This is a genomic window from Streptomyces sp. adm13(2018) (genome assembly GCF_008042145.1).
Lineage (GTDB): Bacteria > Actinomycetota > Actinomycetes > Streptomycetales > Streptomycetaceae > Streptomyces.
In genome coordinates this window covers 34,811-50,574 of record NZ_RDBH01000141.1, presented here as the reverse complement: position 1 = coordinate 50,574, position 15,764 = coordinate 34,811, and the positions used below count along the sequence as shown (strand labels likewise).

Sequence of the window (15,764 nt, the reverse complement as noted above, 5' to 3'; positions counted from 1 at the left end):
CCTTACAGCTTCATCAGGCTGGCGTCGTCGACCGAGGCCGAGTGGCGGGCACGGAAGACGGACACGATGATCGCGAGCCCGACGACGACCTCCGCGGCGGCGACGACCATCGTGAAGAACGCGATGATCTGGCCGTCGAGGTTCCCGTGCATGCGGGAGAAGGCGACGAACGCGAGGTTGCAGGCGTTGAGCATCAGCTCGACGCACATGAAGACCACGATCGCGTTGCGCCGGATCAGGACCCCGACCGCACCGATGGTGAACAGCAGGGCCGCGAGGTACAGGTAGTTGACGGGATTCACCGGGTGGCCTCCTCTTCGTCCCGGTCCCGGCCGAGCCGCTCCTCGGAGCGCTGCTCCAGCGCCTTGAGGTCGGCGAGGGCCTCGGTGGACACGTCCCGGATCTGGCCCCGCTTGCGCAGGGTCTGCATGACGGTGAGCTCCGACGGGGTGCCGTCGGGCAGCAGACCGGCGATGTCCACGGCGTTGTGCCGGGCGTAGACGCCGGGCGCGGGCAGCGGCGGCAGGTGCTTGCCCTCGCGGACGCGCTGCTCGGCGAGTTCGCGCTGGGTGGCGGCCCGCTCGGTGCGCTCGCGGTGGGTGAGCACCATCGCGCCGACGGCGGCGGTGATGAGGAGCGCGCCGGTGATCTCGAAGGCGAAGACGTACTTGGTGAAGATGAGGGCGGCGAGGCCCTCGACGTTCCCGCCGCGGGCGCTGTTGGCGGCGCCGAGTCCGGTGAACTCCTTCAGCGAGGCGTTGCCGATGCCGGCGGCGAGCAGAATGCCGAAGCCGAGGCCGCAGGCCACGGCCCACCAGCGCTGGCCCTTGAGGGTCTCCTTCAGCGAGTCCGCGGCCGTGACACCGACCAGCATGACGACGAAGAGGAAGAGCATCATGATCGCGCCGGTGTAGACGACGATCTGGACGATGCCGAGGAAGTACGCCCCGTTGGCCAGGTAGAAGACCGCCAGGATGATCATGGTTCCGGCGAGGCAGAGCGCCGAGTGCACGGCCCGCCTCATCAGGATCGTGCTGAGGGCGCCGACGACGGCGACCGTGCCGAGGACCCAGAACTGGAAGGCCTCACCGGAGGAGGTCGTGTACGCCGCGAGGGTTTCGAGGTGCGCGCTCATGCCTCCGCCCCCTCCTGCTCGCCCTTCTCCCCCTTGGACACGGCGACCTGGCGGACGGTGCCGGGCGCGGCGGCCTCGACGAGACCCAGGTAGTAGTCCTGCTCCGTCATGCCGGGGTGGATCGCGTGCGGCGAGTCGACCATGGTGTCCTCGAGGCCGGCGAGCAGCTGCTCCTTGGTGTAGATCAGGTTCTCGCGGGACGAGTCGGCCAGTTCGAACTCGTTGGTCATCGTCAGCGCCCGGGTGGGGCAGGCCTCGATGCAGAGTCCGCAGAGGATGCAGCGGGCGTAGTTGATCTGGTAGACGCGGCCGTACCGCTCGCCCGGGGAGTAGCGCTCCTCCTCCGTGTTGTCCGCGCCCTCGACGTAGATCGCGTCGGCGGGACAGGCCCAGGCGCACAGCTCGCAGCCGACGCACTTCTCCAGGCCGTCGGGGTGACGGTTGAGCTGGTGCCGGCCGTGGAAGCGGGGCGCCGTCGTCTTCTGCTGCTCCGGGTACTGCTCGGTCAGCCGCTTCTTGAACATGGCCTTGAAGGTCACGCCGAAGCCGGCCACCGGATTCTGGAAGTCAGACACCGTCCGTCTCCTTTCCATCACTCGCAGAGGCAGAATCGGGGGCGCCGCTGGCGACGAGGTCCCGCTGGTGCCGGGGCCTGCGCCGGGGCACGGCCGGCAGGGACTGCCCGGGCTTGGGCGGTACGGGGAACCCGCCGGCCATCGGGTCGAAGGAGCGGGAGTCCTCGGCCGGGGGTGCGGCGGCCTTCGCCTTGCGGTCGCGGAACACGTCGACCACGAAGGACAGCAGCAGCAGTCCGAGGACGGCCCCGGCGACGTACAGCACGATGTTGCCGAAGGCGATGTTCTCGTTCCGCAGCGCGCGGACGGTGGCGACCAGCATCAGCCAGACCACCGAGACGGGGATGAGGACCTTCCAGCCGAGCTTCATCAGCTGGTCGTAGCGGACGCGGGGCAGGGTGCCGCGGAGCCAGATGAAGAAGAAGAGGAGCAACTGCACCTTGATGACGAACCAGAGCATCGGCCACCAGCCGTGGTTCGCGCCCTCCCAGAAGGTGGACACCGGGTACGGGGCCCGCCAGCCGCCCAGGAAGAGCGTCACGGAGACGGCGGAGACCGTCACCATGTTCACGTACTCGGCGAGCATGAACATCGCGAACTTGATGGACGAGTACTCGGTGTTGAAGCCGCCGACGAGGTCGCCCTCGGACTCCGGCATGTCGAACGGGGCGCGGTTCGTCTCACCGACCATCGTGACGATGTAGATGATGAACGAGACCGGCAGCAGGATCACGAACCAGCGGTCGGCCTGCGCCTCGACGATCGCCGAGGTCGACATCGACCCGGAGTAGAGGAAGACGGAGGCGAAGGCCGCGCCCATGGCGATCTCGTAGGAGATCATCTGGGCGCAGGAGCGCAGTCCGCCGAGCAGCGGGTACGTGGAGCCGGACGACCAGCCGGCGAGGACGATGCCGTAGATGCCGACGGAGGCGACCGCGAGGACGTACAGCATCGCGATCGGCAGGTCGGTGAGCTGCATCGCGGTCCGGTGGCCGAAGATCGACACCTCGTTGCCGGCCGGGCCGAAGGGGATCACGGCGATCGCCATGAACGCCGGGATGGCCGCGACGATCGGGGCGAGGACGTAGACGACCTTGTCGGCCTTCTTGACGATCACGTCCTCCTTGAGCATCAGCTTGATGCCGTCCGCGAGGGACTGGAGGAGACCCCAGGGGCCGTGCCGGTTGGGGCCGACGCGCAGCTGCATCCAGGCGACGACCTTGCGCTCCCACACGATGGAGAACAGCACGGTCACCATCAGGAAGGCGAAGCAGAAGACGGCCTTGATCAGGACGAGCCACCAGGGGTCCGTACCGAACATGGACAGGTCTTCGGCGGCGAGCGGCGTGGTCATGCCTGCACCTCCGTGACCTCGACGGGGCTCGGGGTCGCCGGGCCGATGCGGACCAGGTCGCCCGGGTGGGCGCCGGTGTCGGAGAGGACGCCGCGGCCGGCCGAGTTCAGCGGGAGCCAGACGACGCGGTCGGGCATCTCGGTGACCTGGAGCGGGAAGGCGACGGACCCGGCGGGGCCGGTGACTTCGAGGGTGTCGCCGTCCTTGACGCCGGTGTCGGCGGCGGTGGCGGCGGAGAGCCGGGCGACCGCCGCGTGCCGGGTGCCCGCGAGGGCGGTGTCGCCCTCCTGGAGTCGGCCGAGGTCGAGCAGCAGCCGGTGTCCGGCGAGGACGGCCTCGCCGTCGCCCGGCCGGGGCGCCGCCTGGCCGGGTTCGACGGGCGCGGAGGCCCGCTCCTCCGTCCAGCCGCCGAGCCGGTCGAGTTCCCGGCGTACGGCCCTGAGGTCGGGCAGCGCCAGGTGGGCGTCGAGGGCGTCGGCGAGCATGTGGAGCACGCGGGTGTCCGTCGGCGCGAGGGGCCGGGTCATCTGCTCGGGCTTGAGCGCGGCCTCGAACATCCGGGCCCTGCCTTCCCAGTTGAGGAAGGTGCCGGGCTTCTCGGCGACGGCGGCGACCGGCAGGACGACGTCGGCGCGGTCGGTCACCTCGCTGGGGCGCAGCTCCAGGGAGACGACGAAGGCGGCGTCGAGGGCCTCGCGCGCGCGGGCCGGGTCCGGGAGGTCGGCGACCTCGACGGCGCCGACGAGCAGCGCGGCGAGTTCCCCGGTGGCGGCGGCCTCCACGATCTGGCCGGTGTCGCGGCCGTAGCCGTGCGGGAGTTCGCGGACGCCCCAGGCGGCGGCGACCTCCTCGCGGGCGCGGGGGCTGGTCGCCGGGCGGCCGCCGGGCAGCAGCGCCGGGAGCGCTCCGGCCTCGACGGCTCCGCGTTCGCCGGAGCGGCGGGGGATCCACACGAGCCGGGCGCCGGTGGCGGCGGCGGTGCGCAGGGCGGCGGTCAGGGCGCCGGGGACGCCGGCGAGGCGCTCGCCGACGACCAGGACGGCGCCCGGCTCGCGGAGGGCCTCGGCGGCGGCGGGCCCTTCGCCGTCCAGGCCGACCCGGGAGGTGAGCGCGTCCAGCCACTCGGTCTCGGTGCCGGGGGCGGCGGCCAGCAGGGTGCCGCCCGCCTTCTCCAGGCCGCGGGTGGCGAAGGGGGCGACCGCGTAGGTCTTCTGGCCGTGCTTGCGCCAGGCCTTGCGGAGCCGCAGGAAGACGCCGGGGGCCTCCTCCTCGGCCTCCAGGCCGACGAGGACGACGGCCGGGGCGGCTTCGAGCGAGGTGTACGTGACGCCGGTGCCGTCCAGGTCCCGGCCCCGGCCCGCGACGGCGGAGGCCAGGAAGTCGGCCTCCTCGCCGGAGTGGACCCTGGCGCGGAAGTCGATGTCGTTGGTGTCGAGGGCGACCCGGGCGAACTTGGCGTACGCGTAGGAGTCCTCGACGGTCAGGCGCCCGCCGGCCAGGACGCCGGTGCGGCCGCGGACGAGTCCGCGGGCGGCCGCCTCCAGGGCCTCGGGCCAGGACGCGGGCTCCAGCTCACCGGTGTCGGCGTTGCGGACCAGCGGGGTGGTGAGCCGGTCGCGCTGCTGGGCGTACCGGAAGCCGAAGCGGCCCTTGTCGCAGATCCACTCCTCGTTGACCTCGGGGTCCTCGGCGGCGAGCCGCCGCATGACCTTGCCGCGCCGGTGGTCGGTGCGGGTGGCGCAGCCGCCGGAGCACTGCTCGCACACGGACGGCGAGGAGACGAGGTCGAAGGGGCGGGAGCGGAAGCGGTAGGCGGCCGAGGTGAGGGCGCCGACCGGGCAGATCTGGATGGTGTTGCCGGAGAAGTACGACTCGAAGGGGTCGCCCTCGCCGGTGCCGACCTGCTGGAGCGCGCCGCGCTCGATCAGTTCGATCATCGGGTCGCCCGCGACCTGGTTGGAGAAGCGGGTGCAGCGGGCGCAGAGCACGCAGCGCTCGCGGTCGAGGAGGACCTGGGTGGAGATCGGTACGGGCTTCTCGTAGGTCCGCTTGACGCCCTCGAAGCGGGACTCGGCCTGTCCGTGGGACATGGCCTGGTTCTGCAGGGGGCACTCGCCGCCCTTGTCGCAGACGGGGCAGTCCAGCGGGTGGTTGACGAGCAGCAGCTCCATCACGCCGTGCTGGGCCTTCTCGGCGACCGGGCTGGTCAGCTGGGACTTCACCACCATGCCGTCGGTGCAGGTGATGGTGCAGGAGGCCATGGGCTTGCGCTGGCCCTCGACCTCGACGATGCACTGGCGGCAGGCGCCGGCGGGGTCGAGGAGCGGGTGGTCGCAGAACCGCGGGATCTCGATGCCGAGCTGTTCGGCGGCGCGGATGACCAGGGTCCCCTTGGGGACGGAGATCTCGATGCCGTCGATGGTCAGCGTGACGAGATCCTCGGGCGGTACGGCAGCGGAGCCGCCGCCGGCCGGGCCGGCCGTGGTGACCGTCATGCCGTGACCTCCTTGTGGTTGTCCGCCCAGGCGGTCGACTTGGCCGGGTCGAAGGGGCAGCCGCGGCCGGTGATGTGCTGCTCGTACTCCTCGCGGAAGTACTTCAGCGAGGAGAAGATCGGCGAGGCGGCGCCGTCGCCGAGGGCGCAGAACGACTTGCCGTTGATGTTGTCGGCGATGTCGTTGAGCTTGTCGAGGTCGGCGAGGGTGCCCGCCCCGTCCTCGATGGACCGGAGCAACTGGACCAGCCAGTAGGTGCCTTCGCGGCAGGGCGTGCACTTGCCGCAGGACTCGTGGGCGTAGAACTCGGTCCACCGGGTGACGGCCCGGACGACGCAGGTGGTCTCGTCGAAGCACTGGAGCGCCTTGGTGCCCAGCATGGATCCGGCGGCGCCGACGCCCTCGTAGTCGAGGGGCACGTCGAGGTGCTCGTCGGTGAACATGGGGGTGGAGGAGCCGCCGGGGGTCCAGAACTTGAGCCGGTGGCCGGGGCGCATGCCGCCGCTCATGTCGAGGAGCTGGCGGAGCGTGATCCCGAGCGGGGCCTCGTACTGGCCGGGCGAGGAGACGTGCCCGGACAGCGAGTACAGCGTGAAGCCCGGGGACTTCTCGCTGCCCATCGAGGTGAACCAGTCCTTGCCCCGGTTGAGGATCGCGGGAACGGAGGCGATGGACTCGACGTTGTTCACCACGGTGGGACAGGCGTAGAGGCCGGCGACCGCGGGGAAGGGCGGCCGGAGCCGGGGCTGGCCGCGGCGCCCTTCGAGGGAGTCGAGGAGCGCGGTCTCCTCGCCGCAGATGTACGCGCCGGCGCCGGCGTGGACGGTGATGTCCAGGTTCAGCCCGCTGCCGAGGACGTCCCGGCCGAGGTAGCCGGCGGCGTACGCCTCGCGGACCGCCTCGTGCAGGCGGCGCAGGACGGGGACGACCTCGCCGCGCAGGTAGATGAACGCGTGCTCGGAGCGGATCGCGTAGCAGGCGATGATCATTCCCTCGATGAGGGAGTGCGGGTTGGCGAAGAGGAGCGGGATGTCCTTGCAGGTGCCGGGCTCGGACTCGTCGGCGTTGACGACGAGGTAGTGCGGCTTGCCGTCGCCCTGCGGGATGAACTGCCACTTCATGCCGGTGGGGAAGCCGGCGCCGCCACGGCCGCGGAGGCCGGACTCCTTGACGTACGCGATGAGGGCGTCGGGGCTCATCGCGAGGGCCTTGCGGAGCCCCCGGTAGCCCTCGTGCCGCTCGTACGTGGCCAGGGTCCAGGACTCGGGCTCGTCCCAGAAGGCGGAGAGGACGGGGGCGAGAAGCTTCTCGGGGCTGCTGTTGTTGATCTCGGCGGCCAAGGTCATCACTCCCCCTCCTGACCGGAGGTCTCACCGCGCGGGTGGACGATTCGGTGGTGCGGCTGCTCGCCCTTGGCGAGTCGGAGGCCCACGAGCGAGGCGGGGCCCGCGCCGCCGGTGGCCTCGACGGCGCCGGGACGCTCGTCGGGGAAGCCGGCGAGGATGCGGGCCGTCTCCTTGAAGGTGCAGAGCGGGGCGCCGCGGGTGGGCTCGACGGTCCGGCCGGCCCGCAGGTCGTCCACCATCGCCTTGGCGGACTCGGGCGTCTGGTTGTCGAAGAACTCCCAGTTGACCATCACCACGGGGGCGAAGTCGCAGGCCGCGTTGCACTCGATGTGTTCGAGGGTGACCTTGCCGTCCTCGGTCGTCTCGTTGTTGCCGACGCCGAGGTGCTCCTTGAGCTCCTCGAAGATGGCGTCGCCGCCCATGACCGCGCAGAGCGTGTTCGTGCACACGCCGACCTGGTAGTCACCGGAGGGCTTGCGCCGGTACATCGTGTAGAAGGTGGCGACGGCGGTGACCTCGGCGGTGGTCAGCCCGAGGGTCTCGGCGCAGAACGCCATGCCGGTACGGGTGACGTGGCCCTCCTCCGCCTGCACGAGGTGCAGCATCGGCAGCAGCGCCGAGCGGGAGTCCGGGTAGCGGTCGACGATCGCCCGCGCGTCCTCCGTCAGCCGGGCGTGGACCTCGGCCGGGTACGCGGGGGCGGGGAGCTGGGGCATGCCCAGACTGATCTGGTCGGTCATCGGTCGACGCCTCCCATCACGGGGTCGATGGAGGCGACGGCGACGATGACGTCGGCGACCTGGCCGCCCTCGCACATCGCGGCCATGGCCTGGAGGTTGGTGAAGGACGGGTCGCGGAAGTGGACCCGGAAGGGGCGGGTGCCGCCGTCGGAGACGACGTGCACGCCGAGCTCGCCCTTGGGCGACTCGACGGCCGCGTAGGCCTGTCCGGCCGGGACCCGGAAGCCCTCGGTGACCAGCTTGAAGTGGTGGATCAGGGCCTCCATGGAGGTGCCCATGATCTTCGCGATGTGGTCCATCGAGTTGCCGAGGCCGTCGGTGCCGAGGGCCAGCTGCGCGGGCCAGGCGATCTTCTTGTCGGCGACCATGACGGGACCCGGCTCCAGGCGGTCGAGGCACTGCTCGACGATCCGGAGGGACTGCCGCATCTCCTCCAGGCGGACCAGGAAGCGTCCGTAGGAGTCGCAGGTGTCGGCGGTCGGGACCTCGAAGTCGTAGTCCTCGTAGCCGCAGTACGGGTCGGTCTTGCGCAGGTCGTGCGGGAGGCCCGCCGAGCGCAGGATCGGTCCGGTGGCGCCGAGTGCCATGCAGCCGGTGAGGTCGAGGTAGCCGACGTCCTGCATGCGGGCCTTGAAGATGGGGTTGCCGGTGGCGAGCTTGTCGTACTCCGGCAGGTTCTTCTTCATGGTCTTCACGAACTCGCGGACCGCGTCGACGGCGCCCGGCGGCAGGTCCTGGGCGAGGCCGCCGGGGCGGATGAACGCGTGGTTCATGCGCAGGCCGGTGATCAGCTCGTACAGGTCCAGGATCATCTCGCGGTCCCGGAAGCCGTAGATCATGATCGTGGTGGCGCCGAGCTCCATGCCGCCGGTGGCGATGCACACCAGGTGCGAGGAGAGCCGGTTGAGCTCCATCAGCAGGACGCGGATGACGCTCGCCCGGTCCGGGACCTGGTCGGTGACGCCGAGCAGCTTCTCCACGCCGAGGCAGTACGCCGTCTCGTTGTAGAACGAGGTGAGGTAGTCCATGCGCGTGACGAAGGTGGTGCCCTGCGTCCAGGTCCGGTATTCGAGGTTCTTCTCGATGCCGGTGTGGAGGTAGCCGATGCCGCAGCGGGCCTCGGTGACGGTCTCGCCGTCGATCTCCAGGATGAGGCGGAGCACCCCGTGGGTGGACGGGTGCTGGGGGCCCATGTTGACGATGATGCGCTCGTCGTCGGCCTTCGCGGCGGACTGGACGACCTCTTCCCAGTCGCCGCCGGTCACCGTGTAGACGGCGCCTTCTGTCGTCTCGCGGGGAGACGAGTGGGACGTGCTCACGAGTACGACCTCCGCTGGTCCGGAGCCGGGATCTGGGCGCCCTTGTACTCGATGGCGATGCCACCGAGCGGGTAGTCCTTGCGCTGCGGATGGCCCTGCCAGTCGTCCGGCATCATGATCCGGGTGAGGGCGGGGTGGCCGTCGAAGACGATGCCGAAGAAGTCGTACGTCTCCCGCTCGTGCCAGTCGTTCGTCGGATAGACCGCGACGAGCGACGGCAGGTGCGGGTCGGTGTCCGGGGCGGACGTCTCCAGACGGATCAGCCTGCCGTGGGTGAGCGAGCGCAGGTGGTACACGGCGTGCAGCTCGCGGCCCTTGTCGCCCGGGTAGTGGACGCCGGAGACGCCGGTGCAGAGCTCGAAGCGGAGCGCCGGGTCGTCTCGCAGGGTCCGGGCGACGCGGACGAGGTGCTCGCGCTCGATGTGGAAGGTGAGCTCGCCGCGGTCGACGACCGTCTTCTCGACGGCGTTCTCCGGGAGCAGGCCCTGCTCCTCCAGTGCGCCCTCCAGCTCGTCGGCCACCTCGTCGAACCAGCCGCCGTAGGGGCGGGAGGCCGGTCCGGGGAGCCGGATCGAGCGGACGAGGCCGCCGTAGCCGGAGGTGTCGCCGCCGTTGTTCGCGCCGAACATCCCGCGCTGGACGCGGACCTCCTCACCGTGCTGCCCCCGCTGCCCCGGCAGGTTCTGCTCGCTGAGGTCCCTCTCGGGATTGGGTGTCTCGTCGCTCACTGTGCTGAACCGTTCCCTTCTCCGCCCGCGCGGCGCAGAGGTGCCGGCTTCGTCGCGTTCTGCGGCCCGGTGGCCGCGCGTGCGTCGGTCACCTCAGCAGACCCTTCAGTTCAATGGTCGGGCGCGCCTTCAGCGCCGCCTCCTCCGCCTCCCGGGCCGCCTCCTCGGCGTTCACGCCGAGCTTGGAGCCCTGGATCTTCTGGTGGAGCTTGAGGATCGCGTCGAGCAGCATCTCCGGCCGCGGCGGGCAGCCGGGCAGGTAGATGTCGACCGGCACGATGTGGTCGACGCCCTGGACGATCGCGTAGTTGTTGAACATGCCGCCCGAGGAGGCGCAGACGCCCATGGAGATGACCCACTTGGGGTTGGGCATCTGGTCGTAGACCTGCCTCAGGACGGGCGCCATCTTCTGGCTGACCCGGCCGGCCACGATCATCAGGTCGGCCTGGCGCGGTGAGCCGCGGAAGACCTCCATGCCGAAGCGGGCCAGGTCGTACCGGCCTGCTCCGGTGGTCATCATCTCGATGGCGCAGCAGGCGAGGCCGAAGGTCGCGGGGAACACGGACGCCTTGCGCACCCAGCCCGCGGCCTGTTCGACCGTCGTCAGCAGAAAGCCGCTCGGGAGTTTCTCTTCGAGTCCCATAGGTGCCCCTCAGCCCCTCAGTCCCATTCCAGGCCGCCGCGACGCCACACATACGCGTAGGCGACGAAGACGGTGAGCACGAAGAGCAGCATCTCCACGAGCCCGAAAAGCCCCAGGGCGTCGAAGGTGACCGCCCAGGGGTAGAGGAAGACGATCTCGATGTCGAAGACGATGAAGAGCATCGCCGTCAGGTAGTACTTGATCGGGAAGCGGCCGCCTCCGGCGGGCGTGGGTGTCGGCTCGATGCCGCACTCGTACGCCTCGAGCTTTGCCCTGTTGTACCGCTTTGGCCCGATGAGCGTGGCCATGACCACGGAGAAGATCGCAAACCCCGCACCCAGGGCACCGAGCACGAGGACGGGCGCGTACGCATTCACGCTCCTCGCTCCTTCCAGTCGTCCTTGACCGTTGGACCGCACGGCCGGAGTGAAAGATCGCCCCCATGTGAGGCAGTTCACAAGCCCGGCTGCCCCGCATCCTATGCCCGCCCCTCTGTGATCTGCGACACGGGGTGCACCAAGGACTTTGTGATCTCCACCACCTGACGAAGGATCATGAAGTCGGATGAGCGGTGATCTTGTTGCGCGAAGCGCCCAGGTGATCACCAGATGTGACATCCGGACCGGAAATCGCTGCTCGGAGGGGGTGCCGCTCTATCAAGTGATGGCCACTACAAGCAAATTGGTGATGGACGCTTCCGGGTGATAAAGAAACCGGCCGTCGCCCGGTCGGGGGGTCCCGCGTACGCCGGTGGACGCGTGCATCCGTTCACGAGCGTTCCTGAGACGAACCTGTGACCTGCGCCACACTGTCCGGCGCCGAAAAACATGGGGCTTGGCCATGCGCGTCAAGAGGTGGTAAGCGTCGGGCAATTCGGACCTTTCATTGAAAACCCTTGATCAAGGCCCAGATGGCGCGTGCCCGATTTGCCCGTTACGGCGTCAATAAGGGCGCCACGGAAGCGGATTATGAGATTCCGAACGTAACTGTGGCGCAACCCACGTTTGTTGAAGGGAACCGTGAAGCCCTGATAGCGGTTGTCCTCATGTCCCACACCGCTCACATACCCAGCCACCGGAAGCCCCGCCGCAGCGCCTCGAAGCTCGCGCTGCGCGCCGGAGTTGCCGGTGGCGTCCTCGGCACCATCGCGGTGGCCGGTGCTGCCGGGCCGGCGAACGCCGAGCCGGTGACCGAGACCATCGAAATGCCCACCCTGGGCTCCCTGGAGACCGGCGCCGGTCTCGCCTCCGCCGTCGCCGCCTCCGCCGAGGCCTCCCAGCAGGAGGCGCTCGACCAGAGCCTCCGGTCGCAGGAGAACCTGGCGCTGGAGAAGGCCGCCAAGGAGGCCAAGAAGGCCAAGTCCGAGGCCGACCGCAAGGCGGCCGCCGAGAAGGCCGAGAAGGCCCGTCTCCAGGCCGAGGCCGAGGCGAAGGCCGAGCAGGAGCGCAAGGACGCCCAGGAGCGCTCCTCGCGGACCAGCCAGCGCACCCAGCTCGCCTCCACCTCCGCGGGCGACGACGGCGGCTCGTCGACCGGCTCCTCGACGGGCTCCGACGACAGCGACACGCAGGCCCCCTCCGGCTCCGCCGCCGCGATCGTGGCCTTCGCGCGCGCCCAGGTCGGCGACTCGTACGTCACCGGCGGCACCGGCCCCAACTCCTGGGACTGCTCCGGCCTCGTCCAGGCCGCCTACCGCCAGGCCGGCATCGACCTGCCCCGCATCTCGTACGAGCAGTCGAGCATGGGCAGCTCCGTCTCCCTGAGCAACCTCCAGCCGGGCGACATCCTGTACTGGGGCAGCCGCAGCGGCTCGTACCACGTCGCGATCTACGTGGGCGGCGGCAAGTACGTCGGCGCGCAGAACTCGTCGACCGGTGTCGTCGAGCGCTCCCTGGACTGGGACACGCCCTCCGGCGCGGTCCGTCTCCTCTGACCGGACCCGCGCCCACGGCGCACGAGAAGCCGTCACTCCTCGGGGGAGTGACGGCTTCTCCGTTCACGACCTATCCCAGTACCGCTTCTCCCGTCACCGCTTCTCCGGGTCGCGCTCCTTCCGGAACGCCTCGATGATCCGGGCGTAGCTGTCCCCGCCGTGGCCGGCCTGCACCGCGGCCCGCATCAGGTCCAGGTGCAGCTCTGGCAGCCGGCCGTCGATCCCGCGGGCCTCCCCCGCGTGCAGCAGATGGCCGATCGCCGCCACCTGGACGTCGATCGTGGCGTCCGCGCCCGGGTACTCCCCGGCGTCGATCTGCTCGGCGTACCCCGTCATGAACCAGGAGACCGTCCTCAGCCAGCGGGTGGCCACCGCCGTGAACTCCCGTGCGGGCACGCCGTCCGCGCCGGCCAGGGCGGTCGCGTGCAGCCAGCCGCCGAAGACGGACCACATGAGGCCGAGGAGCCCCGCGTCGTAGAGCGAGGCCAGGCCCGCGTCCGGGCCGAGGTCCACCGGGTCGCCCAGGACGGCGAGCGTCGCGCGGTGGGCGGCGAGCAGTTCGGGGGAACCCGCGTAGAGGATCATGTTGGCGCTGTCGCCGACCCCCGGCGGGGTCGTCATGACGGCGCCGTCGAGGTAGCCGATGCCGTGCCCGGCCGCCCAGGCCGCCTCCGCGCGGGCCTGTTCGGGCGAGCCCGAGGTGAGGTTGACCAGGACCCGGCCGCGCAGCGAACCGGCCACCGGGGCGAGGAGGGCGCGGACCGCCGGGTGGTCGAGGACGCAGACCACGACGAGCTCGCTCGCGGCGACGGCGGCCTCGACGGACGCGGCGCGGGAGGCGCCCCGGGCGACGAGCGCGTCGGCCTTCCCGGGGGTGCGGTTCCAGACGGTGGTGCGGTGGCCGGCGGCGAGGAAGGCGTCGGCGAGGGCGGTGCCCATCTGGCCGAGACCGATGACCGTGACGTTCTGTGCGTTCATGGGATCCACGCTCGCAGCGGCGGAATCCGGACGACAGTGGCAGGACCGACGCCGACCGCACGATTCCTGCCGTACGGTCGGCGGCATGGACAGGGACGGCGGGTACGGCGGCGGGCAGACGGGCGGCGGGAGCGCCGGCAGGGGGCCGGGGGTCGTCGCCATCGCCGTGCTGCCGGACCGGCGGGTCGGCACCTCGCTCTGGGAGATGTACGAACTCTCCCTGGCGTGCGGGGTCTTCGGCATTCCGCATCCGGATCTCGCCGACCCCTGGTACGAGCTGCGGCTGTGCGGGGACTCCGGCGACGCCGGGATCTTCTCCGTGCGGACCGACCACGGCCTCGACGGGCTCGTGGGCGCGGACACCGTCATCGTGCCCTCCGTGCCCGACGCCGTCGTCGAGGACGGCGCCGAGGTGCCGGCCGAGCTGGTCGAGGCGCTGCGCGCGGCCGCCGCCTCCGGCGCCCGGATGGTGTCCCTGTGCACCGGCGCCTTCGCGCTCGCCGCCGCCGGGATCCTCGACGGGCGGCGGGCCACCGCCCACTGGCAGCACAGCGCGCAACTGGCGGCCCGCCACCCGGAGGTGACCGTGGACGACTCGGTCCTCTACACGGACGAGGGATCCGTGCTGACCAGCGCCGGGGCCACCGCCGCGCTCGACCTCTGCCTGCATCTGGTGCGCACCGACCTCGGGGCGACCGTCGCCGGCCAGCTCGCCCGCCGCCTCGTCGTCCCGGCCCACCGTCCGGGCGGCCAGGCCCAGTTCATCGAAGCGCCGCTCCCGGCGGGCGACGACGACAGCCTGGGGCCCGTACTCCAGTGGGCGAGCGCGCACCTGTCCGAGCCGCTGACCGTGGAGGAGCTGGCCCGGCGGGCCCGGATGAGCCCGCGGACCTTCCACCGGAGGGTGCGCGAGGAGTACGGGACCACCCCGCTGCAGTGGCTGCTCCAGCAGCGGGTGGCCCGGGCCCAGACCCTGCTGGAGTCGACCGACCTGCCCGTGGAGCTGGTCGGCGACCACAGCGGGCTGGGCTCGGCGGCCAATCTGCGCCGGCACTTCGTCCGTGCCGTCGGGGTGTCCCCGTCCGGGTACCGCCGGGCGTTCAGGCCTTCGGGGCCACCTTCGAGAGACCGTTGATGATGCGGTCCATGGCGTCGCCGCCCGAGGGATCGGTGAGGTTGGCCAGCATCTTCAGCGTGAACTTCATGAGCATCGGGTGGGTCAGGCCGCGCTGGGTCGCGATCTTCATCACCTTCGGGTTGCCGATGAGCTTCACGAAGGCGCGGCCCAGCGTGTAATAGCCGCCGTAGGTGTCCTTGAGGACCTGCGGGTAGTTCCGCAGCGCCAGCTCGCGCTGGGCCGGGGTCGACCGGGCGTGCGCCTGGACGATGACGTCGGCCGCGATCTGGCCGGACTCCATCGCGTACGCGATGCCCTCGCCGTTGAACGGGTTGACGAGGCCGCCGGCGTCGCCGACGAGCAGCAGGCCCTTGGTGTAGTGCGGCTGGCGGTTGAAGGCCATGGGGAGCGCGGCGCCGCGGATCGGCATCGTCATGTTGTCCGGGGTGAAGCCCCAGTCCTCCGGCATCGAGGCGCACCAGGCCTTGAGGACCTCGCGCCAGTCGAGCTCGCGGAAGGCCTTGGAGGAGTTGAGGATGCCGAGGCCGACGTTGGACGTGCCGTCGCCCATGCCGAAGATCCAGCCGTAGCCGGGCAGGAGCCGGTCCTGCGCGCCGCGCCGGTCCCAGAGCTCCAGCCAGGACTCCAGGTAGTCGTCGTCGTGGCGGGGCGAGGTGAAGTACGTGCGGACGGCGACGCCCATCGGGCGGTCCTCGCGCCGGTGCAGGCCCATCGCCAGCGAGATCCGGGTGGAGTTGCCGTCGGCCGCGACGACGAGCGGGGCGTGGAAGGTGACCTCGCGCTTCTCGTCGCCGAGCTTGGCCTGGACGCCGGTGATCCGGCCCGTGCGGTCGTCGATGATCGGGGCGCCCACGTTGCAGCGCTCGTGGAGGCGCGCGCCGGCCTTCTGGGCCTGGCGGGCGAGCTGCTCGTCGAAGTCGTCGCGCTTGCGGACGAGTCCGTAGTCCGGGTACGAGGCGAGGTCCGGCCAGTCGAGTTCCAGGCGGACGCCGCCGCCGATGATCCGCAGGCCCTTGTTCCGCAGCCAGCCGGCCTCTTCGGAGATGTCGATGCCCATGGAGACGAGCTGCTTGGTGGCGCGGGGGGTGAGGCCGTCGCCGCAGACCTTCTCGCGGGGGAACGCGGTCTTCTCCAGGAGGAGGACGTCCAGTCCGGCCTTGGCGAGGTAGTACGCGGTGGTCGATCCGGCCGGGCCTGCCCCGACGACGATGACGTCCGCGCTGTGCTCGGAGAGGGGCTGCTCGGTCACGGCGAGATCTCCCGGTGATTCGGCGATGGGAACGTACCGAAGTCTAGGCGGGCCGGTCGCGGCGGGGCCGGAGGGTCACCCCCCGGGGGCCGGGCGGCGCACGGCGGACGGCTGGTCCACCGGGCCCGCTG

Annotated in this window: 15 protein-coding genes; 2 read left to right on the top strand and 13 right to left on the bottom strand. The window is 70.9% G+C overall.

What is annotated here, in order from left to right:
- Window positions 1–2: 2 nt before the first annotated feature.
- The 11 genes from nuoK to EAO70_RS28105 all read right to left on the bottom strand — a co-directional run bounded on the left by nuoK (window position 3) and on the right by EAO70_RS28105 (window position 10,712).
- Window positions 3–302: an NADH-quinone oxidoreductase subunit NuoK gene (gene nuoK / locus EAO70_RS28155; RefSeq protein WP_148005711.1), complete on the bottom strand. Its 300-nt coding sequence runs from the start codon at window positions 300–302 to the stop codon at window positions 3–5.
- Complete coding sequence (locus EAO70_RS28150; RefSeq protein ID WP_148005710.1) at window positions 299–1,135, bottom strand: NADH-quinone oxidoreductase subunit J; 837 nt, start codon at window positions 1,133–1,135, stop codon at window positions 299–301. The genes nuoK and EAO70_RS28150 overlap by 4 nt, the downstream gene beginning before the upstream one ends.
- Window positions 1,132–1,728, bottom strand: coding sequence for an NADH-quinone oxidoreductase subunit NuoI (nuoI, locus tag EAO70_RS28145; RefSeq protein ID WP_148005709.1), 597 nt, complete (start codon window positions 1,726–1,728; stop codon window positions 1,132–1,134). Before nuoI ends, EAO70_RS28150 begins: the two co-directional genes overlap by 4 nt.
- Window positions 1,703–3,064 carry an NADH-quinone oxidoreductase subunit NuoH gene (gene nuoH / locus EAO70_RS28140; protein ID WP_148005708.1) on the bottom strand — a complete coding sequence of 454 codons (1,362 nt, stop codon included), beginning with the start codon at window positions 3,062–3,064 and terminating at the stop codon, window positions 1,703–1,705. Before nuoH ends, nuoI begins: the two co-directional genes overlap by 26 nt.
- The gene (locus EAO70_RS28135; RefSeq protein WP_148005707.1) at window positions 3,061–5,559 is read right to left on the bottom strand and encodes an NADH-quinone oxidoreductase subunit G; all 2,499 of its coding nucleotides are present in this window, start codon (window positions 5,557–5,559) and stop codon (window positions 3,061–3,063) included. Before EAO70_RS28135 ends, nuoH begins: the two co-directional genes overlap by 4 nt.
- Window positions 5,556–6,908, bottom strand: a complete 1,353-nt coding sequence (gene nuoF / locus EAO70_RS28130; protein ID WP_148005706.1) for an NADH-quinone oxidoreductase subunit NuoF — start codon at window positions 6,906–6,908, stop codon at window positions 5,556–5,558. The genes EAO70_RS28135 and nuoF overlap by 4 nt, the downstream gene beginning before the upstream one ends.
- Entirely contained in the window at window positions 6,905–7,645 is a 741-nt protein-coding gene (gene nuoE / locus EAO70_RS28125; RefSeq protein WP_148005705.1) for an NADH-quinone oxidoreductase subunit NuoE, read from the bottom strand. Before nuoE ends, nuoF begins: the two co-directional genes overlap by 4 nt.
- Entirely contained in the window at window positions 7,642–8,964 is a 1,323-nt protein-coding gene (locus EAO70_RS28120; RefSeq protein WP_148005704.1) for an NADH-quinone oxidoreductase subunit D, read from the bottom strand. The genes nuoE and EAO70_RS28120 overlap by 4 nt, the downstream gene beginning before the upstream one ends.
- The gene (locus EAO70_RS28115) at window positions 8,961–9,692 is read right to left on the bottom strand and encodes an NADH-quinone oxidoreductase subunit C (protein WP_148005703.1); all 732 of its coding nucleotides are present in this window, start codon (window positions 9,690–9,692) and stop codon (window positions 8,961–8,963) included. The genes EAO70_RS28120 and EAO70_RS28115 overlap by 4 nt, the downstream gene beginning before the upstream one ends.
- Window positions 9,693–9,780: 88 nt before the next feature.
- A complete protein-coding gene (locus tag EAO70_RS28110; protein ID WP_148005702.1) occupies window positions 9,781–10,335 on the bottom strand; it encodes a NuoB/complex I 20 kDa subunit family protein in 555 nt (184 codons plus the stop codon).
- A gap of 17 nt (window positions 10,336–10,352) precedes the next feature.
- Window positions 10,353–10,712 (bottom strand): NADH-quinone oxidoreductase subunit A, encoded by a 360-nt coding sequence (locus EAO70_RS28105; RefSeq protein WP_019888619.1) that lies wholly within the window; start codon window positions 10,710–10,712, stop codon window positions 10,353–10,355.
- 668 nt (window positions 10,713–11,380) lie between these two features.
- Here EAO70_RS28105 and EAO70_RS28100 point away from each other — a divergent pair.
- Window positions 11,381–12,268, top strand: a complete 888-nt coding sequence (locus EAO70_RS28100) for a C40 family peptidase (RefSeq protein ID WP_148005701.1) — start codon at window positions 11,381–11,383, stop codon at window positions 12,266–12,268.
- A gap of 93 nt (window positions 12,269–12,361) precedes the next feature.
- Here the strand turns inward: EAO70_RS28100 and EAO70_RS28095 are convergent, their stop codons facing one another.
- The gene (locus tag EAO70_RS28095; protein ID WP_410091459.1) at window positions 12,362–13,333 is read right to left on the bottom strand and encodes an NAD(P)-dependent oxidoreductase; all 972 of its coding nucleotides are present in this window, start codon (window positions 13,331–13,333) and stop codon (window positions 12,362–12,364) included.
- Window positions 13,334–13,451: 118 nt separating this feature from the next.
- Here EAO70_RS28095 and EAO70_RS28090 point away from each other — a divergent pair, with 118 nt between their 5' ends.
- Window positions 13,452–14,381: a GlxA family transcriptional regulator gene (locus EAO70_RS28090; RefSeq protein WP_187284130.1), complete on the top strand. Its 930-nt coding sequence runs from the start codon at window positions 13,452–13,454 to the stop codon at window positions 14,379–14,381.
- On the opposite strand, the gene EAO70_RS28085 is transcribed toward EAO70_RS28090, so the two are convergent.
- Window positions 14,347–15,633: a geranylgeranyl reductase family protein gene (locus EAO70_RS28085; protein ID WP_148005699.1), complete on the bottom strand. Its 1,287-nt coding sequence runs from the start codon at window positions 15,631–15,633 to the stop codon at window positions 14,347–14,349. The genes EAO70_RS28090 and EAO70_RS28085 overlap by 35 nt on opposite strands.
- Window positions 15,634–15,764: the final 131 nt, after the last annotated feature.